The following is a 21,839-nucleotide window of genomic DNA, read 5'->3' on the forward strand; positions in this document are numbered from 1 at the left end:
TTATAGAAGGAAAATAATGACTTTGCTTGATGGTAAAGCTTTAAGCGCAAAAATCAAAGAAGAATTAAAAGAAAAAAATCAATTTTTGAAAAGCAAAGGGATTGAAAGCTGTTTAGCTGTTATCTTGGTTGGAGATAATCCTGCAAGTCAAACTTATGTAAAATCTAAGGCTAAAGCCTGTGAAGAATGTGGAATTAAATCTTTAGTTTATCATCTTAATGAAAATACTACACAAAATGAACTTTTGGCATTGATTAATACCTTAAATCACGATGATAGTGTTCATGGAATTTTGGTTCAGCTTCCCTTACCTGATCATATTTGTAAAGATTTAATACTTGAAAGTATTATAAGTAGTAAAGATGTTGATGGTTTTCATCCTATTAATGTAGGATATTTAAATTTAGGCTTAGAAAGCGGGTTTTTGCCTTGTACTCCACTTGGAGTTATGAAGCTTTTGAAGGCTTATGAAATTGATTTAGAAGGAAAAGACGCTGTTATTATAGGTGCTTCAAATATAGTAGGTCGTCCTATGGCTACTATGCTTTTAAACGCTGGAGCTACAGTAAGCGTTTGTCATATTAAAACCAAAGATTTGAGCCTTTATACTAGGCAAGCTGATTTGATTATAGTAGCAGCAGGTTGTGTGAATTTACTTCGATCGGATATGGTAAAAGAAGGAGTGATTGTTGTTGATGTTGGAATCAATCGTCTTGAAAGTGGAAAGATAGTAGGAGATGTAGATTTTGAAGAGGTATCTAAAAAATCTAGTTATATAACTCCTGTTCCAGGTGGAGTAGGTCCTATGACTATAGCCATGCTTTTAGAAAACACAGTTAAATCTGCTAAAAATAGACTTAATTAGGGAAAATCTATGGAAATTTTAAAGAAATTATATAAATTTTCACAGTCTTGGACTGGAACTGTAGTTATTGTTCTTTTGGTGATTTTTTTCTTTATACAAGCTTTTGTTATTCCTTCTGGTTCTATGAAAAACACCTTATTGGTAGGGGATTTTTTATTTGTTAAAAAATTTAGCTATGGTATCCCAACTCCTCATATTCCTTGGTTGGAAATTCCTGTTTTGCCGGATTTTAATAAAGATGGGCATTTGATAAAAGCACAAGGGTCACAAAGAGGAGATATAGTTGTTTTTAGAAATCCTAGAAATGAAAAAGAACACTTTGTAAAGCGTTGTGTAGGCACAGGAGGAGATAGGATAGTTTATGCAAATAAAACACTTTATGTAAGAATGCATGAGGGTGATGATTTTATGAGAGAACATTATCCGAATGATCTTGTTACTCTTGGAGGGCAAATTTATGTAAAAGAACCTTATAAACAAAAAGGTATTCATTATGATCCAAAAAAAGATATAGAAAGTGATATTTTACGCTTTCTTAGCATAGGTGATTTTGCTATGTCTCCAACTTATATTAAAGAACTTGGAAATCATATAGGTTTTAGTGGCGGAAATGCTTATGTTTTTGATGTGCCTGAAAATGAGTATTTCATGATGGGTGATAATCGTGATTATTCTTATGATAGTCGTTTTTGGGGTTCTGTTCCTTATAAGTTGATAGTAGGCAAACCTTGGTTTGTATATTTCTCTTGGGATAAAGATAAAAATGTTCGCTGGGAAAGGATAGGGCGTTTTGTTGATACCTTGGAAAATGATGAACAATATATCCATGATCATGATGATGAGGATAAATTAAGCTAATGTTTGTGAAAAACACAAACATTATATTTTTAAAAGCGTGATTTCATCACCTTTTTTTAATTCGCTTATATTTTCTTCACTTATAAGTAAAAATTCACTTTTAATAAGTGGAAGTATCATACCAGAGCCAAATTTATTTTCATTAAATGGTGTAAAAATATCTTTTTCTAAATTTCCTAAGATGAGATTATTTCTTCCGCTTTTAAGCTTTAAATCCATACCCATTTTGCCATAAAATGTTAAAGGATTGTCTAGGTTTCCACTTAATAAATTAATGATTTTTTTAGCAAAAATAAAACAAGAAAGATAAGCTGCCATAGGATTTCCTGGTAAAATCAATACGAAATTTTCACCTTTTCTATAAAGCTTAGTAGGTCTTGCAGGGCGTGCTTTTAGTCCTTTAAAAAGCGGAGTAAAGCCTAATTCATCTAAAGCTTTTTCCATAAAATCAGCCTCACCAACACTTGCACCTCCTGAAGTGATTAAAAGATCAAAATTTGTATTTTTTAAAGCCTCTTTAGTACTTTTAAAATTATCTTTAATAATACCTAAATAAGAAGCATTTTGAAGCATGGTTAGTAAAGGCAAAGCATTGGCATTATAAATACTTTCTTCATCACATTCTTGCCAAGGTTCTTTAAGTTCATTTCCACTTGAAAAAATACCTATGCGAATTTTTCTTATGACTTCTATTTTATAAAGCCCTTGAGAAGCAAGTAGGGCGATATGTTTATCATTAAGTTTAGTGCCTTTTTGAAGTAAAAGCTTACCTTTTTTTAATTCTTCGCCTTTATAACGATAGGCATTGTATTGTTTAGGAGCTTTTTTAATGATGAGTTTATTTTCTTCTATATACTCATCTTCTAGCATTAAGATAGTATCAGCATTTTTGGGCATTTTAGCCCCTGTCATGATTTTATAGCATTCATTCTTAGCAACTGTATAAAAATTTTTATCTCCTGCGAAAATAGTCCCTTTAATCTCCAAAGCTTCATTGATATCAGTATAATTAAAAGCATAGCCATCAAGAGCAGCATTATCAAAACTAGGTAGATTTTTTCTAGCGTATAAATCTTTAGCTAAAATTCTATCTTTTGCTTTTTCAAGGCTAATAAGCTCACTTTCATCTAAGCATGAAATTTGATTTTCTAAGTCTTTTAAGGTTTCAAAGATATTTTTCATTCTTCAAGCCTTGTGATTTTTACACCTAAACCTTTAAATTTTTCTTCTAAATTTTCATAACCCCTATCAAGATGGTAAATTCTATGGACTTTGCTTGTACCTTTAGCTGCAAGAGCTGCTAAGATAAGGGCTGAAGAAGCGCGCAAATCTGTAGCCATGACATCAGCAGCGTTAAGTTCTTTTCCGCCTACTATGGTAGCAATATGACCATTGAGTTTAATATCCGCACCCATTCTTAAAAGTTCACTTACATGCATGAAACGATTTTCAAATAGTCTTTCATCAATAATACTAGTTCCATTAGCTTTTAAAGCTAGTGCCATAAACTGCGCTTGCATATCGGTTGGAAAGCCCGGATATTCACTTGTCATGATTTCTACAGGTTTAATTTCTTTAGCAGGAAGTAGGGTGATACTATCTTCTGTAATCAAAGTTTCAAAACCCATTTGATGAAGTTTTGCTAAAACTGCACTAAGATGAGTGGCGTTAACTTTATCTAAAGTAATTTTAGAATTTGTAATAGCCCCTGCACAAAGATAAGTTCCTGCCTCAATTCTATCAGGTATAACGCTAAATTCTTTAAATTCTAAAAGTTCTCCATCACTACCATAAATTTCAAGTTCATCTGTACCTATGCCTTTGATTTCAAGTCCTGCGTCTTTTAAAACTTCGCAAAGTTGAACTACTTCGGGTTCTTTTGCAACATTTAAGAGCTTGGTTTTACCTTTGGCTAAAGCTGCTGCCATGATGATGTTTTCACTACCTGTAACCGTGATTTTATCAAAAAGAATTTCATTGCCTTTTAAATTTCCGCTAGCTACGACATAGCCTTGTTTAATTTGTATATTTGCCCCCATTTTTTCCAAGGCTAAAAGATGTAAATCAATAGGTCTTTGTCCTATGGCACATCCACCAGGCAAAGATACTTCACAATGCCCAAAACGAGCAAGTAAAGGTCCTAGAGTAAGTATGGAAGCACGCATTTTACGCACAATGTCATATTTAGCTATGGTTTGATTAAGAGTGTTTGTGTTTAATAAAGCACTATTGTTTTGAAAATTGACCTTAGCTCCTAAATTTTCTAGCAAAGATATAAGAGTTTTTATATCAGCAACATTAGGAACATTGTTGATTTTTACTTCATTTTTAGCAAGTATGCTTGAAACGATCAAGGGTAGGGCAGCATTTTTTGCTCCGCTTATTGTAATATTTCCGCTTAGATGATTTGTGCCTTCGATTTCTAGATAAGTCATATTTTTCCTTGAAAAAGTTTAAAAATGCATCATTATAGCATTCTTAAACTTTTGAAAAAATATAATCAAGCTTGTTGGCTTTGGAGTTCTTGAATTTGAGCTTGAATTACATCTGCTTGAGATTTTAGCACATCAATTTGTTTTTGAAATGTCGTTTTCATTTGTTCGTTAGCGTTTGTCATTTTTTGAGTAAGTTCTGCAATTTTAGCTAAAATTTCAGCTAATTTTGCTATTAAAGCCTCTAATGCGGGATTTACGCCACCTTTGCTATTTTGAATGGAATTTTGGTCTTTGTGGTTTTCTATTTTTTCTTGACTTACTTTGATTTCATATTCTTTTTCATTTTTTGAATTTGTTTGACTTAAACTTCTTGCTTCATCTGAAATTTGAATTTTAACCACATTGTCGCTATGAACATTACTTACCAAATCATTGTCTTTGTTTATTTGTGTTTGATAATTGCTAAAATTTTTTGTCAAAGTATCTATTTTCATCTTAAATCTTTTTAAATTAATTTATATTGTTATCGGTTTTTTTATTTATAAATTTATATTAATGATAATTATTTTAAGGATATTTTATTTTAGATTTTCATATTTATATTTTAAATGCAAAAAAGACTAAAGTTTCATAAAGTTTTTAAGTATTTTTTTGCCTTTTTGAGTTAAAACCGCTTCGGGGTGAAATTGCAATCCATAAATAGGATACTTTTTATGTTTAATTGCCATAATGATATTTTCTGAATTATGAGCTAAAATTTTGCATTTTTTAGGCATAGAACTGATGTGTAAAGAATGATATAAGCAAATTTCAATTTCTTTTTTAATACCCTTAAAAATAGGATCTTTTTTAAAATAAAGTTTAGAAATTTTACCATGCATGGGATTTTGCATTTTAGAAACCCTACCGCTAAAAATTTCAGCTATACACTGATGTCCTAAACATATACCTAAAATTTTTTTATTTTTTTTAAAATATTTGATTGCTTTTAAGCTTAATTTAGATTCCTTAGGAGAATGAGGGCCAGGAGAGATGATAAGATGAGTGAAATCAAATTTTTCTAATTCTTTAGCTTTTTTAAAGGAATCATTTTTTATCACTTTACATTCAAAACCAAGTTCTTTAAGATAATAGATGATGGTATAACTAAAAGAATCATAATTATCTATAAATAAAATTTTCTTCATTGTAATTTTACCTTTTTTAAACCACGCACGGAATTAATGCAATAAATATTTTCTGCTTCAAATAAATCTTGTTTAAATAATGCTTTTTCTTTTATCAAACCAAGATTGATTAAGAAATTTCTATATACGCCATTTAACATACCACTTTGAATTTGTGGAGTATAAAATTGAGCGTTTTTTTCTAAGATGAGATTGGTTCTTGAGCCTTCGCAAAGTTCATCTTTTTCGTTAAAAAAAGCTATGTCATAACACAAGTTTTGCTGCCATTTGTATGAGTGTTGATTATAAAGAGTACGCAAAGAGCTTTTGTGATAGAGATTGTCACTTTTTGAGTTAATTTTATCATCACTTAAAAGCAAAATATCGTTTGAATTTTGCTTTAAGTCACTTTGTTGAAATTCGTATCTTCCGTCTTTGTATAAAATAAGCTTTAAAATTCCTTCTTTATGTGGATTTTTAAAGGGTAGGGGAAAATTATAAAATAAAGAGTGTTTTTTGTGGAAAATTTTTTCATCAAGTTTAAAAAGTGTAAAATTTTGATATTCTTTATAAGAACTTTTTTGATTTAAAACATTATAAAAATCTTTAAAGAGCTTGTGAGTATTAAAATTAAATTTAAGAGCTGAATTTATAAGCCTTAATAAATGTTCTTTTAAAAATAAAATTTGAGAATTTTTAAAATACATGGTTTCAAAAAGATGAAAATCACAAGGATTTAAGATCGCGCTTTTAAGTTTTAATTCTTCAAATTCATCTTTAAATTTTGAGTCCCAAACCAAGCCGCTACCCGTGCTATAAGTATAAATTTCATCTTGTTTTTCTAAGGTGCGTATGGCTACGCTAAATTTATTTTTATTTTTGTGTATTAAACCTATAGTTCCGCAGTAAATACCACGATCTCTTTGTTCTAATTCTTCAATAAATTTAATGCTTTCAAGCTTTGGAGCACCTGTAATAGAACCACAAGGAAAGAGAGCTTTAAAAATTTGATATAAAGAAATATTTTTTTTAAGTTTTCCTTGTACGCTTGAAGTCATTTGATGTAAAGTAGGGTGACTTTGAATTTCAAAAAGTTTGGTTTTTAAGCTTTTTTTTGTGATGATTTTTGAAAGATCGTTGCGTAAAAGATCACAAATCATAACATTTTCACTCAGATTTTTTGTATCATTTTGCAAGAAAATTTTATTTTCTTCATCTTTTATAGGATCTTTATCACGCTTAATTGTGCCTTTCATAGGTTTTGTAAATATTTTTCTTTTTTTGGTTTTGAAGAAAAGTTCAGGAGAAAAGGATAAAATTTCTCTTGTTTCATCTTTTATAAAAGCTTTAAATTCAGTATCTTGTCTAGAAAGCAAAAGTTTAAAAAGTTCAAAAGAATCCATTTTGCTATGAAATTTAAAATTTTGAGTAAGGTTGATTTGATAAACTCTTCCTTTAGAGATTGCCTCTTTAACCTTGATGAAATTTTCTTTGTAATTATCTTGATCTAAAAAATTTATAAATTCAGGAATAAATTTTTCTTCATCGATATCTTCTTTTTGAAATTTTTTTCTTTTTTTAAAAGCAAATATAGACAAATAAGCTTTTTTGCTTGTGAAATTTTTATCTTGAAAATATCTATATAGCTCATAATCAGCAAGCATTAAAATATAAAAATCATTTTTATATTTTTCTATAAATTTAAAGCACTTTTTACTTTCTTTGTGGTTAAAGGCTTTTAAAGTGTGTTTTAAATCATGGTAAAAATATTTACCAAAAACAGCATAGTTTTCAAGAGTCACTTAATTCCTTTGCAACCTGTGCGGCAAGTTTTAATTTATCATTATCAAAATGAGTGTAAATTCTTGAGGTATTTAAACTTGCATGCCCTAAAGCTTCTTGAACTAAAACTAAATCTTTTTGCTTTTTATAAAGCAGGGTGGCAAAAGTATGACGCAACATATGAGCACCATTTTTTTGTTTGCGAATTCCTGCACGAAATAAAAGCTGTTCTACTATGCGACTGACATAAGATTGAGTCAGTGGAGTGCCTTTTTTATTGACAAAAAGTAGGGCGTCTTTACTCATATAATTAATACTTACATTTTTAAGCAAATCGTAAATAAGTTCTTTTTTTATCATTACAACACGATATTTATTGCCTTTAGCTCTTATTCTTATGATATAAAGATCGTTTTCTTCGCTAATATCACCCATTTTGATATTGATAGCTTCACTTACCCGTATGCCTGTAAAAATGATGATTTTAATAATAAGTTTATTGCGTATGGTATTGTTTTTAAAATCTGCATTTTCAATAGCATCAAGAAATTTTTTAAGCTCTTCTTCACTCATAAATTCAGGTAATTTTACCCCTTTAGAACCTGCTATACCTGCCCAGTTTTTAAGATTGATATCGAAAATATGTGCTTTTTCATCTTCTTCATTTTGCTTGTCTAAAAAATCAAAAAAATTAATCACAGCAATACGGTAATTTTTTTTGCTTGCATCTGATAAAGCACCTGTTATACTTGCTAAAACTTCTACAATGAGTTCTTCATCAATCTGTTTTAAAGAGTAAAGCTTATAAAAATTTAAATATTCAAATACTTTTTTTAAAGGATTAAAATAAGTATTAACTCCACTTAAACCAGCATTTCTTGCTTTTTTTGCTAGAGCGTCAAGTTCATCAATATTTTTTACACCTTTTGTAAGAGCAAAATTAACTTCTGCTAAAGCTTGTGGATTTTTTAACTCTTTGTTAGATAGTGAGTTGAGTTTAAATTTTACATATTTTGCTAACCAAAATAAGAATGATTTTTCAAAATTTTCTTCACAATCTAAAGGGTATTTCATAAAAACTTTTCCTAAATCTAAAATTTTAGCTTTTTAACTAGAAAAGGTATTTTAGTATTAACTTAGTAAAAAAAAGCTTTTTTAGGAAAAAGTTTGTTTTTATATGCAAGGCAAAAAGATTGAAATATTTTTATTAAATAAATCTTATATCAATCATAAAAAGATATGATAAAAGGTAAAAATATATAAAATTTATAATTTTGTATTGAAAACTGTAATTTTCAAACTTTTTTATATACACCTAGATTATTCTACTTTGATATAGATTAAGCTACTATTTTTACATACTTTTATGATTTTACCTTTTGAGTGAAATAAACTTATCCATAAAATATAATGTAAAAAATTGATAATTTTATTTCGTAAATTAAAATTATATTTTACTTTTCTTGAAAACTATAAAGAATATTTAAAAATTAAATTATTTTATATTATTATCAAAATATACATAAAAATGATAACTTGTGCATTAAATTTTTTAATCCCCTATTCTTGATTTTTAGTTAAAGTAAATATTCTTAGTTATAACATTTTTTAAGAATATTTTTATTTTAATAGTTTTATAATAGTTATTACATAAAAACTTAATAAAAAGTTTTATCAAAACCAAATTTCAAGGAGAGGGTAATGAAATTTCCAGTAAAATTAGCAAGATCTATTGTTGTATGTGCTTTTTTAGCAGGTATAAGTGCTAGCGCATTAAGTGAAGGTAAAGAATATGTAATTCTTAAAAATCCTATTGCTAACGCTGATAATTCATTGATTGAAATTTTTTCTTATCACTGTACTCATTGTTATGATCATCGCAAATTTAATACCATGGGTAAAGTTAAAGAAAAATTACCTAATTTAACTTATAAATTTTATCCTGTAAGTTCTATGGGAGATTATGGAAGGCAAGCTAATGAAATTTTTGCTTTTGCGACATTTAAGGATGGTGTAAATAAAATTGATCCTACGGATAAAAATAGCTTAACTCATAAAGTTGCTGAAGCTTATTTTAATGCATATTTTAAGAAAAAACAAAGATGGGAAAATGGTAAAAATCCTGAAGCTTTTTATAGTGTCGGTTTAAAAGCAATGAATGTAAGTAAAGCTGATTTTGAAAATTTCTTAAAAACTCCAGAGGCTGCAGAGCTTTTAAAAAGTTATGAAATTGCCAATCCTATTTCGCAAAATTATGGCACCCCTGCTTTTGTTGTTAATGGAAAATATCAAATCGTTCCAAGTGCAATCAACTCTCCAGAGGCTTTGATTGAAATTACTAAAGAACTTAGCAAGCAAAAATGAGTTGTATAAAAATGAAAGATAAATGCAGAAATTTTTCACTTTCTAAATGGCAAGATACGCGTAAACCTTGGTTAATTTTGATTATAGTTACTATAGGACTTACTTGTATAGCACATTTTTTATTTCAAGAATATCTTTTTATGGAACCTTGCGAACAATGTGTATATATAAGATTTGATATGCTTGTTATGGCTATAAGCGGTATGATTGCATTAATCAACCCTACAAATAATATTATAAAAATTTTTTCTTATAGCTTAGCTTTTTATGGAATTTGGCTTGGCTTGGAGCATTGTCTAACTTTAAATCATATTCATGAAGTGGTTCATTCTGAAAATCCTTTTGCAGGTGTAGATGGATGTCGTGAAATTCCTATTTATCCATTTAATTTACCTTTGCATGAGTGGGCTCCTAGTTGGTTTTTGCCAACAGGAGAATGTGGGATGGATACCCCTGTAGTTCCAAAAAATACTTATAATCATCTCAATGCTTTTCAAAAATTTTTTATAGGAACTCTACCTGATTTTGAAAATGGGCTTTATAGCAATGGTTGGTATTTGATTCCTAGTTTAAAGTTTATGAATATGGCAATTTGCTGTCTTATAGCATTTTTATGTTGTTTTATTGTGCTTTTTGCAATGTTTATAGCCTATGTTTTAGATAAAAATAAACCTAATGCTAAAATTTTTGCATTGGTGATTGTTATTTTGGTTTTAGTGCTTAAATTTATAGGCGAACCAAAAAATCCAAATCAAAATATAGTTAGTTTAATTTATTTGAATCAAGTCGTTTTAAGATGCTCTTAAAATACGCAACAAATTATTTTTGTTGCGTATTATTAAAATTTTATTAAGCTATTTTAGGATGGCTTAAATAATTTTAAAGGATTTATCATGAGACTTAGCAAAACTCTTTGCATGGCACTTTTGGCGTGTTCTACCCTGCTTGCGCCTAATGCTTTAATGGCCATGGGTGATCCTAGTGGAGTGAAAATAGATTAGCAAATTCAAGGACAAATGGGTATGATTAAAATGAATCCTTATGGATTATCTCCTTTGACCGCTATTATCATGAATAATGCCTATGTTTTAAGTGATATAAAAGTAACCATTGTTCCTAAACCAAATGGCCAAACTATTTCTTAATAATGTGAATTCTAAAATGGCTAAGACGTATGGTGGAATTCCTATTTTTGGACTTTATCCTTCTTATAGTAAAGGTAAGTTATACTAAAACCGCAAATGGTAAAAGTCAAAAAGTCATTGATGAGATTTATAAAATTACAACTCCATGGGCTAGCATAGAACCAAGCGGAAGGCACTGATCAAAGAGGAACTCTTTTTGAAAATGTGAAAGTATTAAAAATGGATCCAAAATTTTCAGATAGGCTATATTTAGTAAATAATGCTCCTGGAAAATAATCTGGCAAAGACTCATAATCTGTATGGAATAATCTTGTAGGTGGTGCTATGGAATGGGATGAAAATTCAAATGTCTTTATTATAAGATACCAAGGGTGAAATCAGATGGTATTATGATAACAATAAACTAATGAACTGGGGTAATATTTACAATCGTGGAATTATGATAAGTTTTCGTCAAAACAAAGATGGAGCTTTAACTTGGGGATTTGGTCAAAGATATGTAAAATACGATGTCTGGGAAGAGAAATTTTCAATCGCAAATTACCTGCTGCCTATATAGATTTTTTCTCATGCTATGGACAATATGTAAAAAATGGGCATTATTTCTTCAACAAATACTTTGCGTCCAAGATAGTAAGCATGTACGCACAGTGTGTGATACTATTATAGAAGTAGATGAGGATGGTAATGTTGTTGATGATTGGAGATTGTATGAGATTTTAGATCCTTATAGAAGTACTATTATCAAAACTTTAGATCAAAGTGCAGTGTGTTTAAATATAGATGCAAGTAAAGTGGGTAAAACTTTAAGCGATGAAGAGCTTGCCAAAATGGATGAAAGCGACAAATTTGGAGATATAGCAGGTATAGGTAGGAATTGGGCGCATATAAAGGGTGGAATAAAGAATTTCAAAAATATTTATTGCAACCTGTAGATAAAAATGACAATGAATGGTTTTATCCTGTAACTTCTTTAACTCAATATGAACCAGATAAAGATTCTATTATGGTTTATAGTGCAACGCTGGAATGGCTTTTAATCTTAGTAAAGGTGTAAGTCTTGGAGAACCAAAACCTAAAATTGATGAATTTAACTGGGGCGCTAAGGAGCCTTCGGTTCAAATTCAATTCAGCGGTTCAGGCACGGGTTATCAAGCAATGCCTTTTAGTGTTGATCAAGCATTCAATCCTAAAAAATAAATAAGCCCAAATTTATTTTTGGGTTTATTTATTTTTTTTAAATAAAATTATCTTTGAAAATTTTATTTAACCAAGGATATAATATGCGTAAATTTTTTTGCAAATTTGTTTTAACGCTTGTATTTTGTTCAAGTTTTGCATTAGCAAATAATAGTTTTATTACTCTTAATCCAAGTTTACCTAGCTCTGAAAATAGTGTAATAGAAGCATTTTCTTATAAATGTATACATTGTTACAATCATCATAAATTTGGAACCCTTGAAAAACTGAGAGAAGCTTTTCCAAATTTACATTTTAAACTCTATCCTGTAAGTTTAATGAATGGGGAATTTTCCAAAGAAATGAATGAGCTTTTTGCCTTTGCTCAATACAAAGATGAACAAAATGGTAAAGACGCGAGTTATTCTGATAGTTTATCTTATAAACTTGCTGATGTTTATTTTGTTTCTTATTTTTTAAACAAGCAAAGAAATTTTTCAAATTTAAATGAATTTTACGACATAGGTTTAAAGGCTATGAATGTAAATAAAAATGAAGTATTAAATTTTTTAAATACCCCAAAAGCTAAAGAAATTTTAAGCGAGTTTCAAAGAGCTAATGATATAGCTAAAACCTATGGCACCCCTGCTTTTGTTGTTAATGGAAAATATCAAATTAACCCAAGTGCAATCAATTCGATGCAAGATTTAGAAGATCTAGTTAAAAAATTAAGTAATATGAAATAATAAATTTTTAAGGCAATAAAAATTGCCTTAAAAATTATTTTTTGATCATATTTGTATAAGGTCCATAGCGATGTTGGGTTGTAGAAAAGCTATCATCATAAGGTCCTACATCCATATCTAAAGGCTTAACCTTTCTATCTGGAAAGTCTTTATTTCTATTTGCTTTAATAGGACGAGCTTGTGAATTCATGTAAGCTGCTACATCATAAGCATCTTCAAGACTTAAGTCAGGCGCACCTTGAGGCATATTTTCTTTAATATAAGAAGCAGCTTTGATAAGACGATACATTCCAGTTCCTGTATTATAACTATCATCACCCCAAAGTGGTGGATAAAGATAATACGCCCCTGTGCTATCCTCATTTTTAAGCCCTAAGCCATTTTCTTGATGACAAACGGCACATTTATCCATATAAATTGCCTTACCTTTTTTTAGGATCAGCTGCTCTTAAGATGAAATCTATCTTCTTAAGTCCCTATCCTTCTATCTTAGCTCCTACTGGAACTCCTTGAGATAACCATTGCATATAAGTTAGCATGGCTTTCATTTCAGGTGTATCACTAGGCATTCTTTTGCCATTCATAGAGCGTTCAAACAGCCATTGATCCTATCTGCTAAGGTAATTACTTTATCTCCTCTTGCATTATATTGTGGAAATCTTGCCCAAATTCCTACAAAACCCGATTGATTTTGCACACTTCCACCATTAGCATGACAGCTTGAACAAGAAAGATTATTTCCCGCAAATCTTTTTTTTAGGATCTTTGGCTTGTGGACCCACATATTTGCTTGTTTCATTAAGAATTTTATTTCCCAAAATAACCATTTTGCCATATTCTGAATTTTTTTTGGCATTTTAGTTTCATCTATAGTGCCATCTTCATTTAATTCCTTAGGTAAATTCCATTTGGCAGTAGGCAGATCAATACCTGTTGCACTCTTAGTTTTTTCCAAATTTGGATCTAAGGCTAAAGCACAACTTCCACATAACAACAAAGTTAAAACTATAGAAAATTTATTCATCAATTTCCCTCCTTATTTTGCGTAATTTAAATTCAGTATAAGACTTTATTTAGAAAAAGTCAATAAAACCTAATTACATTTTAAGAAAAAAGCTTTAAACCTTAAAATAATATTCGTTTATATTTAAAATAGAACTTATATATTTAAAGCAAAAATAAAGTTTTTTCGCTATAATAAAATCTTGCAATATTTTTAAAGGTTAGGTTAATGAAAAATTTAAGCATTCAAGAAAAAAAAGACTTAGACAACTGCGTTTTTCAAAATCTTGGAAGGCAAGATACTTTTACTTTAAGTGTGGTTTTTAAAAATTTTTATTTAAAAATTAAAGCATTTATTTATTCTAAATAATACCACTTAAAATCCTTTTTTGTGTAGGAAAGATCTTTAAAAGAAGGTGATTGGATAAATAGTTTACACTCTTTATCCAAATTTTCTATTCCGTATATTTTCATAGCCATTCTTGAGTCATATCTTGTAAGTTCTATTCCAACGCAAGCTTGATTGTTGATTTTGTAAAGTAAAGTGCCACCGTCTTTTTCATCTATATTTAAAATATCCAAATTCTTATTTTTACTCATATCTTTTACATCTTTACTAAAAGAATATCGGAGTTTATAATATATCATAATATCCTGCATGGTATTTTTCAAATTTTGTAAATTTTCATTAATCAAATATCCATTATTTTTATAAAGTTTTAAAAAATCTTCATTAAGAAATTTTTGAAAACTTTCATCTTTAGATAATTTTTGACAAGAATTATAGCTATTTAAAATTCTAACTTGACTGGCTTCTATTAAAAGTTCAAGGCAATCTTTATTTTCTTGTGAAAATTGCACTAATTTAACTTCTTGAATCTTAAAATCTTTATTCGGTTTTTTTTCATAAGCAAAATCATTTAATTTTTCATAAATATTAGCAAAACTTAAAGAATATAAACTAAAAAAAATTAAAATATACTTTTTCATTGAAAAAATCTTTGTATTTATTTTTTAGAAATTCCACCACTTCTAAAATTTCATCAACCCCTTCTTTGTTGGAATTTTCGAGTACATTATCTATATTATCAATATAAGCTTCTATTGCATTTTCTAATTTTTCTCTTTTAACTCCAGCGTATAAAAGCATAGCTTCTAAAACTATGCTAAGCTCATATTGTAAATCTTCTAATTCATTTTTTAAGGTTTTATTATTGTTTTGATTCATTGTTTTCCTTTTTAAGTTCTTTGCTTTTAATTAAATCAATAATTTGAGCCTTAATATAATTATAATTTGCTCCATCTTTAAATGTCGCAAAAAGTCCACCACTAGCATTTTTATGTCCGCCACCACCTACTAAATTTTTAGCCATTAAACTTACATCTATTTTTCCATTTGCACGAAAACTTAAGGTTTTTCTAGAACTAACATCAATAAAAAAGTCATAATCAGGATTTTTTACTAAAAAATCATTTCCAATAACAGAAGTATTGCCTATATTTGAAGTTAAGATGCCTTTATGGCCTTCATATTCTATGCTGAAATTTTCTTTTAGCTCACTTAGTTTTTCAACTACAAAATAAGAAATTAAATTAGAAAGAGTATCATCATTTTTTCTGGCAAAATAATCCTTTTTTATAAAATGAGTAGCATTATCGAGTAAAATATTTGCATTTTCTTTTCCTATAAATTTCCAAGCCTTATCAAGTAAGAAAAACATATAATCAATTTGAGATTCTTTAAACATTACACGATTTATTTCTTTTGCATTGGCAATCAAGCCTAAAAAAACCTTTCCAAGTTCAAAATTTTCATCCTCGCTTAGCCAAATATCAACAGCATTAACCACATCAACAAATTTTGAAAGTTCTAAAACAGGAGTACAGATTTTAGAGAAAAAATCATAAACGATTTTAGTTGCACATCTTTTAGAATCAAGTAAATACCAAGAATATTTTTGAGCACATTCTTCGCCACTTTGATGATGATCAAGAAGAAAAATTTTAGTATTTTTCTCTTTGCAAATTTTTTCAAATTCTTCGCATTGATTTAAATTTAAATTTAAATCTGTTATTAGAATAATAGCTTTTCCGAAATTTTCATCTTTTTCTATATCGCCTATAATAGAGTTAAAATTTTCATTAATTTCTTTGCCATAATTAGAATTATAAAATTTCACATTTTTAAAATAAAAATTTACTATAAATTGACAAGCATAGCCATCAAGATCTGTATGTGAAAGATGATAAATTTTCATTATATTCCTTAAAGTTCTATCCTAATAATACCCTCGGTATTAAAATTTGTATTTTCTGCAATTTCTGCAAAACTTAACACTACTATATTAATGCTAAAATTATAACAAATATCAGCAATGAATTTTCTAAGCTGCGGTTCAACGCAAAGTATAAAAGGCTTGATACGACCATTTGCTACTGCGGCAACTTCAGCCCTTAGAGTATCTACTAAAGTACCTGTTTGAGCTACACTTAAAGGCAAGTGATAACTTCCATCTCTAAATTGTACATTTTCCATTAAAACCGCAGAACTAGCAGAGTCTAAGATAAAAATATCCAAATTTCCTTTATCATCTAAATACATATTTGTAATCATCCTAGCTAAGGACGCCCTTACATGTTCAATAATCATATCAAAACTCTTGCTTACTTCTGCTATATCGCTTACAGATTCTAAAATAGTAAGCATATCTTTAATTGGTATGTGATGCTTAAGCAAGTCTTTGAGAATTTTTTGAATAAGACTTACAGGTGCAACACCTAAAGCACCTTCTACGATGATTGGATAATCATTTTTAACCTTATCAAGAAGATTTTGTACCTCTTGGCGTGTGAGAAGTTCGCTTGCGTGCGCTTTGATAAGTTCGCTCATATGTGTTGAAATAACACTTGCAGGATCTATTACTATATAGCCATTTAATGTTGCTTCATCTTTTAAATTCGCATCAATCCAAAGTGCATCAGAGTTAAAAGCGGGTTCTTTTGTAGCAATCCCTTCTATCTCTTCTGTGATAAAACCACTATCCATGGCTAAATATTTATCCGGATAAATTTCAGCACTTGCTATAGACACGCCCTTGAGTTTAAAACTATACTCATTTGGTTTAAGTCTTAAATTATCTCTTATTCTTATTTTTGGCATTAAAAATCCTAAACTTTCAGCAATACTTCTTCTCATTGAGCGAATTCTTTCTGTAAGTTCGTTTTCAGCAAGCTTAATAAGTCCGTATCCAAGTTCAAGTTCTAAAATTTCAACTTTGAGTATATCGTTAATCTTGTGCTCTTCTTCTTTGAGAATTTCTTCTTCGCTTTTCTTAGCAGGCGTTGCCGTTGTCCCACCTGCTCCACTTTGAGATGCAGCTGCGGCACTTGGTTTGCTTTTTTTAACTGTAGTTATATCAATTTTACCTTCCTTAACCTGCTTGGTAAGATAGCCAAGGCTTAAAAATACTAAAGCCATAAAGCCCAAGGATAAAGTTGGCAAACCAGGCACTAACGCAAAGATAAAAAGTACAAAACCTACTATTAAAAGCGTGCGATATTCGCTTAAAAGTTGAGTTAAAGTTCCTTCTGCAAAATTTTCCTCATCTTTGCTTGCACGAGTGATAATTATAGCGGTTGCAGTAGAAGTAATAAGCCCTGGAATTTGAGATACAAGCCCATCACCTATGGTTAAAATAGTATAGGTAGAAGCAGCATCGCTTAAAGCCATATCGTGCTGAAAAGATCCTATTAAAAAACCACCTATGATATTTATAATAGTTATGATAATTCCTGCAACAGCATCTCCTTTGATAAATTTAGAAGAACCATCCATTGCACCATAGAAGTTTGCCTCAGCAATAACTTCTTGACGTCTTGCTCTAGCGGTTTGTTCATCAATAAGTCCTGCATTTAAATCCGCATCAATAGCCATTTGTTTACCCGGCATCGCATCAAGTGTAAATCTTGCTTGTACTTCAGAAACCCTTGTACTACCTTTTGTTACAACCATGAAATTAATCAATACTAAAATACAAAATACAATCACGCCAATGACCATATTTCCACCAACAACAAATTCTCCAAATGCTGCTATAATCTCACTCACAGCTTCAGGGCCGTTTTGCCCTTCGCTTAAAATCATCCTTGTGGTAGCTATATTTAATGAAAGCCTAAATAAAGTGATAATCAAGATTAAAGTTGGAAAAGTTGTTAAATCTGTCGGTTTGGGTATATAAATAGAAATTAAAATAATTAATACCGATAAAGCTATACTTAAAGCCAAGAAAAAGTCCAAAATAGGACTTGGTAAAGGAACTATAATAATAGCTAAAATACAAACTAAAAAACCAACAATAGTCAAGCTTTTAGCTTTTAAAACAGGAGCGATTAAAGGCCCCAAGAAAGGAAAAACTAAATCGACTATTTTATTTTTTGCCATTATTTTTCATAATATCTTCTAAAGTAATAGAATCTAAAAATTCATCTATTTTATTTTGTAAATTTACTAACATAGGCATTAAGGTGCAATTTTCTTCTTTATTATTTGGACAAGTGCCACCACTGCATTCAAATACACTGATATCCTTTTTTTCAGCACTATTAACAATTTCTTTTATAGTATATTGACTTGGTTCTTTGATTAAAACAAAACCACCTTTTGCCCCTTTAAAGGATTTTAACAAGCCATCTTTAGCTAAAGTTTGTAAAATTTTAGCTAAAAAACTTTTAGGAATATCAAGCTCTAAAGCTAAAGAATCTACATCTTGAGGTGTTTCTTTTTGGGAAATATAAATTAAAGAAAGTAAAGCGTATTCGCTAGCTTTGGTAAATAGCACAGATTCTCCTTGTTATAACTACAGAAATAGCTGTAATTATAATAAATAATTCTTAGAAAAAGACTTAAATTTTGACAAAACCTTCTAAAAAAGATAAATTCAGTTTATTTTTTGCTTTTTAAGATAAAATTACAGTTCTTTAATTTTATTATTTTACCAATCAGGAGGTCTATCATGGCTTTGGATTCGGCCAAAAAAGCAGAAATAGTTGCGAAATTCGCTAAAAAACCAGGTGATACTGGTTCAACAGAAGTTCAAGTAGCTCTTTTAACTGCAAGAATTGCAGAACTTACAGAACATTTAAAAATCTACAAAAAAGACTTTTCATCAAGATTAGGACTTCTAAAACTTGTAGGTCAAAGAAAAAGACTTTTATCTTATCTTAAAAGAAAAGATTATAATTCTTATAGTAAGTTAATTACTGAATTAAATCTTAGAGATAAATAATTTTTAAGCCCTTTTTACGGGGCTTTTGCCTTTTAAATTTCTTCTTTTGTAATCAGTTTTATATATCAAAAACACAAGAAAAATCTTACAAGATTTCCCTTTGTCCTTTGGCATCAGGTTCGCTTAAAATCCCGTTTTGCGTAAGTTGTTCAATAATATTTGCAGAGCGGTTATAGCCGATTTTTAAACGGCGTTGTAAATAAGAAATGCTTGTTTTTCCATCTTCTAAGATTACTCTTTTAGCTTCTTCGTAAAGCTCATCTACTTCCCCATCAAAGCTTTCATTTGTTGTAACACCTACGCTTTGTTGATCCTTTAAAAAGCTTTCATCATATTCTACGCTTTGTTGATCCTTTAGAAAATCCACGATTTTTTCTATTTCAAATTCGCTTGCAAAAGGCGCATGCAAACGCACTATAGAGCTTGTTCCAGGAGGAGTAAATAAACAATCCCCTCTTCCAAGTAAACTTTCAGCACCCATAGCATCTAAAATAACTTTAGAGTCAATTTTTTGCCCTACTTTATAAGAAATTCTACTTGGTAAATTCGCTTTAATTAGTCCTGTTACAACATCAACAGAAGGTCGTTGTGTAGCTACAATCAAGTGGATTCCACTTGCTCTTGCCATTTGCGCAAGTCTTCCTATATAAAATTCTACATCTTTACCCGCAGTCATCATCAAATCAGCAAGTTCATCGATAATTACTACAATAAAAGGAAGTTCTTCTCCGCCTAATTCTTTCATTTTTTCATTGTAATTTTCTATATTTTTGGTTTTTGCATCAGCCATTAAGCGATAGCGTCTTTCCATTTCAGCTACCATATTTGAAAGCGCATTGACTGCTTTTTTTGGATCTGTGATAACAGGAGTTAAAAGATGAGGAATGTCATTATAAATGCTAAATTCAAGCATCTTAGGATCTATCATCATCAAACGCAAGGTTTTTGGAGAGTTGCGATATAAAAGACTTAAAAGCATAGAATTTATCCCCACACTTTTACCACTACCTGTCGTTCCTGCGATGAGTAAATGCGGAAGTTTTTTAAGATCGGTTACAAAAGCATTGCCTACTATATCTTTACCTAAAGCTATGGTTAAAGGACTTTTAGCGTTTTTAAAAACTTCACTTTGTAAAATTTCTCTTAAATAAATGGTTTGAATTTCATCATTTGGAACTTCTATACCTACAACATCTTTTCCTGGTATTGGAGCTTGAATACGGATTGATTTTGCCATTAAAGCCATAGTTAAATCATCTTGTAAATTTAAAATACGACTTACTTTCACATCTGCACTAGGACGAAATTCAAAAGTAGTTACCACAGGACCAACATAAGTGCTTATAACATCGCCGCCTATTTTAAAACGACGCAATTTTTCAAGAAGATTATAAATTTTTTTATCTATTTCACTTTCATTGATTTCTTGTCTATGCTCTTTTGGATTAGCTAAAAAATCTAATGGCGGCAAGGTGAAATCTTTTGGTTTTTCTACTTCGCCCTGCTCTATTTCACGCAATAAAGCTTGGTTAATAGCAATTTCTTTGGCTAAAACTGCTTTTTGAAGTTTAATTTCTTGATCATTTGTTTTTTCATTATCGATTTTAGTTTCTGTATTTTGGATAAAATCGAGTGTATTTTTTTCTTCTATAACTATTTCATTTATATTTTTTATAGGAGTAGGTTCTATATAAGGATGATTTAACTCTTCTACAATGGGAGCAAATTCAAAGATATTGTCTGCTTTATCTAGATTTTTATTTTCATTTATTTTGTCTGATTCTTCTGTTTCTGTTTTAATTGTTTTTGGGCTATTAAAACTATATTTATTCCCTTCTATAATATCGCTTGAATTTATCGCATCATATTCTTCTAATTTTTTAATTTCTTGTTTTACTTTATTTTCTAAAATTTCATTTTGATAGGCTTTGTATTCTTGTTCTAGTTTTTCTTTTTTTATCAAATTCTCTCTAAGTTCAAGCTCTTTTGTAAAAATTTTTGGTTTAACTTCTTGATTAGAAACTGGAATTTCAATATTTTTACGTTTATAACTTGGCTCATCTAAATTTTTATTTGTATCTATTTGCTTTATATCTTCAAGTTTTTTAGGTTTTAAAAAACGTTCAGGAATCATATCTACCTCTTCTTCTGAAATAAAATTAAAATCTTCATCAAGACTAATGCTCATTTTACTAGCCTTTTGTGCGAAATTTCGCACTTGTTGAGAATGCTCATAAACAAAACTTCTTGATTCTTTTAAACTTTGTTTATCAATCTCTATGGTTTCATCTAAAATTTGATTTTTTAGTTTTTCAAAATTTTCCTTGGCCGTGGTAATTGAATTTTTACTTGCATTGATATTGCTATCTTTAATTATCTGTTCTAAGTTATTGGTTTCCCCTTTTTTGTTTATTTGTAAATTTCCATAAATACTATCTTGCAAAATATTTAATTTTGGAGCTATAGGTTCTGATTTACCTACATCTTCTTTCTCGTTTTCTCCACCAAATACACGCATAAGTAAAGATTTAAAAGCTTGCTCTATTTTTAATAAATAAGTAAAATCTAATTCTATTTTTAAAATTTCTTTTGCAAATTTTGGAAACAATAAAACCAAAGAAAATAGTAGAAGTAAAAGAGCAAAAATTCCACTCCCTGTACGCCCTAAGATTATAGAAAAAAATCCATATACAATTTCTAAAATATACCCAAACTCTCTATAAAAGACAGAAAATAAAAGCAAGGCAGAAAAAAAGGCCAAAGAAAAACCAAAAAGCTCCCTACGCTTAAAATTTTCTATTTTATATTTTTTTTTATAGTAGAGATAATTTAATATAAGCAAAGAAAATGGATAATAATACCCAAATTCTCCAAATAAAAATAAATTAGCCTTGTAAACCCATTCTCCCATGCCAGGTGCTAGCATACAAAGACAAAGATAAAAAATAACAAGCGTAGAGCTGGTAAAAATGGCTTCTTTTTTAATATTCTTTCCTTGAAAATAAAATCAAA

General features: G+C 29.5%; 26 protein-coding genes and 1 pseudogene. 13 read left to right on the forward strand and 14 right to left on the reverse strand.

From position 1 onward, the window contains the following. Positions 1-16 precede the first annotated feature (16 nt). Both folD and lepB read left to right on the forward strand, forming a co-directional pair. Positions 17-865 carry a bifunctional methylenetetrahydrofolate dehydrogenase/methenyltetrahydrofolate cyclohydrolase FolD gene (folD, locus tag FBF06_RS04745; protein ID WP_002852542.1) on the forward strand — a complete coding sequence of 283 codons (849 nt, stop codon included), beginning with the start codon at positions 17-19 and terminating at the stop codon, positions 863-865. A 9-nt stretch (positions 866-874) separates the two neighbouring features. Then, positions 875-1,723, forward strand: coding sequence for a signal peptidase I (lepB, locus tag FBF06_RS04750; RefSeq protein ID WP_032584958.1), 849 nt, complete (start codon positions 875-877; stop codon positions 1,721-1,723). A 21-nt stretch (positions 1,724-1,744) separates the two neighbouring features. On the opposite strand, the gene FBF06_RS04755 is transcribed toward lepB, so the two are convergent. From FBF06_RS04755 to FBF06_RS04780, 6 genes are all read right to left on the reverse strand, one after another. Further along, on the reverse strand, positions 1,745-2,905 hold the full coding sequence (locus FBF06_RS04755) for a molybdopterin molybdotransferase MoeA (protein WP_052796012.1): 1,161 nt from the start codon (positions 2,903-2,905) through the stop codon (positions 1,745-1,747). Continuing rightward, complete coding sequence (gene murA, locus FBF06_RS04760; RefSeq protein ID WP_052796011.1) at positions 2,902-4,158, reverse strand: UDP-N-acetylglucosamine 1-carboxyvinyltransferase; 1,257 nt, start codon at positions 4,156-4,158, stop codon at positions 2,902-2,904. Before murA ends, FBF06_RS04755 begins: the two co-directional genes overlap by 4 nt. 65 nt (positions 4,159-4,223) lie before the next feature. Further along, positions 4,224-4,652, reverse strand: coding sequence for a flagellum-secreted nonflagellar protein FspA2 (gene fspA2 / locus FBF06_RS04765; RefSeq protein ID WP_002859534.1), 429 nt, complete (start codon positions 4,650-4,652; stop codon positions 4,224-4,226). 126 nt (positions 4,653-4,778) lie between these two features. Continuing rightward, entirely contained in the window at positions 4,779-5,345 is a 567-nt protein-coding gene (locus tag FBF06_RS04770; protein ID WP_168977556.1) for an aminodeoxychorismate/anthranilate synthase component II, read from the reverse strand. After that, entirely contained in the window at positions 5,342-7,126 is a 1,785-nt protein-coding gene (locus tag FBF06_RS04775; RefSeq protein WP_168977557.1) for a bifunctional anthranilate synthase component I family protein/aminotransferase class IV, read from the reverse strand. The genes FBF06_RS04770 and FBF06_RS04775 overlap by 4 nt, the downstream gene beginning before the upstream one ends. Next, positions 7,116-8,180: a tyrosine-type recombinase/integrase gene (locus FBF06_RS04780; RefSeq protein WP_002860519.1), complete on the reverse strand. Its 1,065-nt coding sequence runs from the start codon at positions 8,178-8,180 to the stop codon at positions 7,116-7,118. Before FBF06_RS04780 ends, FBF06_RS04775 begins: the two co-directional genes overlap by 11 nt. Positions 8,181-8,807: 627 nt before the next feature. On the opposite strand from FBF06_RS04780, the gene FBF06_RS04785 reads away from it, so the two are divergent. The 9 genes from FBF06_RS04785 to FBF06_RS04800 all read left to right on the forward strand — a co-directional run bounded on the left by FBF06_RS04785 (position 8,808) and on the right by FBF06_RS04800 (position 12,540). Further along, positions 8,808-9,470, forward strand: a complete 663-nt coding sequence (locus FBF06_RS04785; protein WP_042635834.1) for a thiol:disulfide interchange protein DsbA/DsbL — start codon at positions 8,808-8,810, stop codon at positions 9,468-9,470. Then, positions 9,467-10,276 (forward strand): protein-disulfide oxidoreductase DsbI, encoded by an 810-nt coding sequence (gene dsbI / locus FBF06_RS04790; RefSeq protein ID WP_052796009.1) that lies wholly within the window; start codon positions 9,467-9,469, stop codon positions 10,274-10,276. The genes FBF06_RS04785 and dsbI overlap by 4 nt, the downstream gene beginning before the upstream one ends. 225 nt (positions 10,277-10,501) lie before the next feature. Continuing rightward, positions 10,502-10,615 (forward strand): aryl-sulfate sulfotransferase N-terminal domain-containing protein, encoded by a 114-nt coding sequence (locus tag FBF06_RS09750; RefSeq protein WP_237918084.1) that lies wholly within the window; start codon positions 10,502-10,504, stop codon positions 10,613-10,615. Positions 10,616-10,662: 47 nt separating this feature from the next. Further along, positions 10,663-10,794: a hypothetical protein gene (locus tag FBF06_RS10020; protein WP_002852428.1), complete on the forward strand. Its 132-nt coding sequence runs from the start codon at positions 10,663-10,665 to the stop codon at positions 10,792-10,794. Positions 10,795-11,021: 227 nt separating this feature from the next. Further along, positions 11,022-11,174 carry an arylsulfatase gene (locus tag FBF06_RS10025; protein WP_020246984.1) on the forward strand — a complete coding sequence of 51 codons (153 nt, stop codon included), beginning with the start codon at positions 11,022-11,024 and terminating at the stop codon, positions 11,172-11,174. 10 nt (positions 11,175-11,184) lie between these two features. Continuing rightward, a complete protein-coding gene (locus tag FBF06_RS09595) occupies positions 11,185-11,550 on the forward strand; it encodes an aryl-sulfate sulfotransferase (RefSeq protein WP_179106651.1) in 366 nt (121 codons plus the stop codon). Next, complete coding sequence (locus tag FBF06_RS10030) at positions 11,538-11,672, forward strand: hypothetical protein (protein ID WP_257034378.1); 135 nt, start codon at positions 11,538-11,540, stop codon at positions 11,670-11,672. Before FBF06_RS09595 ends, FBF06_RS10030 begins: the two co-directional genes overlap by 13 nt. Next, positions 11,645-11,815 (forward strand): hypothetical protein, encoded by a 171-nt coding sequence (locus tag FBF06_RS09600; RefSeq protein WP_020246986.1) that lies wholly within the window; start codon positions 11,645-11,647, stop codon positions 11,813-11,815. Before FBF06_RS10030 ends, FBF06_RS09600 begins: the two co-directional genes overlap by 28 nt. 83 nt (positions 11,816-11,898) lie before the next feature. After that, complete coding sequence (locus tag FBF06_RS04800; protein WP_002867467.1) at positions 11,899-12,540, forward strand: thiol:disulfide interchange protein DsbA/DsbL; 642 nt, start codon at positions 11,899-11,901, stop codon at positions 12,538-12,540. 34 nt (positions 12,541-12,574) lie between these two features. On the opposite strand, the gene FBF06_RS09755 is transcribed toward FBF06_RS04800, so the two are convergent. After that, the gene (locus FBF06_RS09755; protein WP_002860523.1) at positions 12,575-12,982 is read right to left on the reverse strand and encodes a c-type cytochrome; all 408 of its coding nucleotides are present in this window, start codon (positions 12,980-12,982) and stop codon (positions 12,575-12,577) included. 138 nt (positions 12,983-13,120) lie between these two features. Next, positions 13,121-13,564 (reverse strand): cytochrome C, encoded by a 444-nt coding sequence (locus FBF06_RS09760; RefSeq protein WP_248276713.1) that lies wholly within the window; start codon positions 13,562-13,564, stop codon positions 13,121-13,123. 207 nt (positions 13,565-13,771) lie between these two features. Here FBF06_RS09760 and FBF06_RS04815 point away from each other — a divergent pair. Continuing rightward, positions 13,772-13,922: pseudogene (locus FBF06_RS04815) on the forward strand (hypothetical protein). Here the strand turns inward: FBF06_RS04815 and FBF06_RS04820 are convergent. Genes FBF06_RS04820 through FBF06_RS04840 form a run of 5 tightly spaced genes read right to left on the reverse strand, consistent with a single transcriptional unit; the run spans position 13,900 to position 18,380 of the window. Continuing rightward, complete coding sequence (locus FBF06_RS04820) at positions 13,900-14,532, reverse strand: hypothetical protein (protein ID WP_002901219.1); 633 nt, start codon at positions 14,530-14,532, stop codon at positions 13,900-13,902. The pseudogene FBF06_RS04815 and the gene FBF06_RS04820 overlap by 23 nt on opposite strands. Continuing rightward, complete coding sequence (locus FBF06_RS04825) at positions 14,504-14,770, reverse strand: hypothetical protein (RefSeq protein WP_002901218.1); 267 nt, start codon at positions 14,768-14,770, stop codon at positions 14,504-14,506. The genes FBF06_RS04820 and FBF06_RS04825 overlap by 29 nt, the downstream gene beginning before the upstream one ends. After that, positions 14,754-15,800, reverse strand: coding sequence for a DHH family phosphoesterase (locus FBF06_RS04830; protein WP_002859543.1), 1,047 nt, complete (start codon positions 15,798-15,800; stop codon positions 14,754-14,756). The genes FBF06_RS04825 and FBF06_RS04830 overlap by 17 nt, the downstream gene beginning before the upstream one ends. A gap of 8 nt (positions 15,801-15,808) precedes the next feature. Then, on the reverse strand, positions 15,809-17,983 hold the full coding sequence (gene flhA / locus FBF06_RS04835; protein ID WP_002872165.1) for a flagellar biosynthesis protein FlhA: 2,175 nt from the start codon (positions 17,981-17,983) through the stop codon (positions 15,809-15,811). Beyond that, a complete protein-coding gene (locus FBF06_RS04840; RefSeq protein ID WP_052781191.1) occupies positions 17,970-18,380 on the reverse strand; it encodes an RrF2 family transcriptional regulator in 411 nt (136 codons plus the stop codon). Before FBF06_RS04840 ends, flhA begins: the two co-directional genes overlap by 14 nt. A 174-nt stretch (positions 18,381-18,554) precedes the next feature. On the opposite strand from FBF06_RS04840, the gene rpsO reads away from it, so the two are divergent. Further along, complete coding sequence (gene rpsO / locus FBF06_RS04845; protein ID WP_002852579.1) at positions 18,555-18,827, forward strand: 30S ribosomal protein S15; 273 nt, start codon at positions 18,555-18,557, stop codon at positions 18,825-18,827. 85 nt (positions 18,828-18,912) lie between these two features. Here rpsO and FBF06_RS04850 read toward each other — a convergent pair whose 3' ends face one another. Further along, positions 18,913-21,753, reverse strand: a complete 2,841-nt coding sequence (locus tag FBF06_RS04850) for a DNA translocase FtsK (protein ID WP_052796006.1) — start codon at positions 21,751-21,753, stop codon at positions 18,913-18,915. Positions 21,754-21,839 lie beyond the last annotated feature (86 nt).

Origin of the sequence: Campylobacter sp. CFSAN093227 (genome assembly GCF_012897855.1) — a bacterium.
GTDB lineage: Bacteria > Campylobacterota > Campylobacteria > Campylobacterales > Campylobacteraceae > Campylobacter_D > Campylobacter_D jejuni.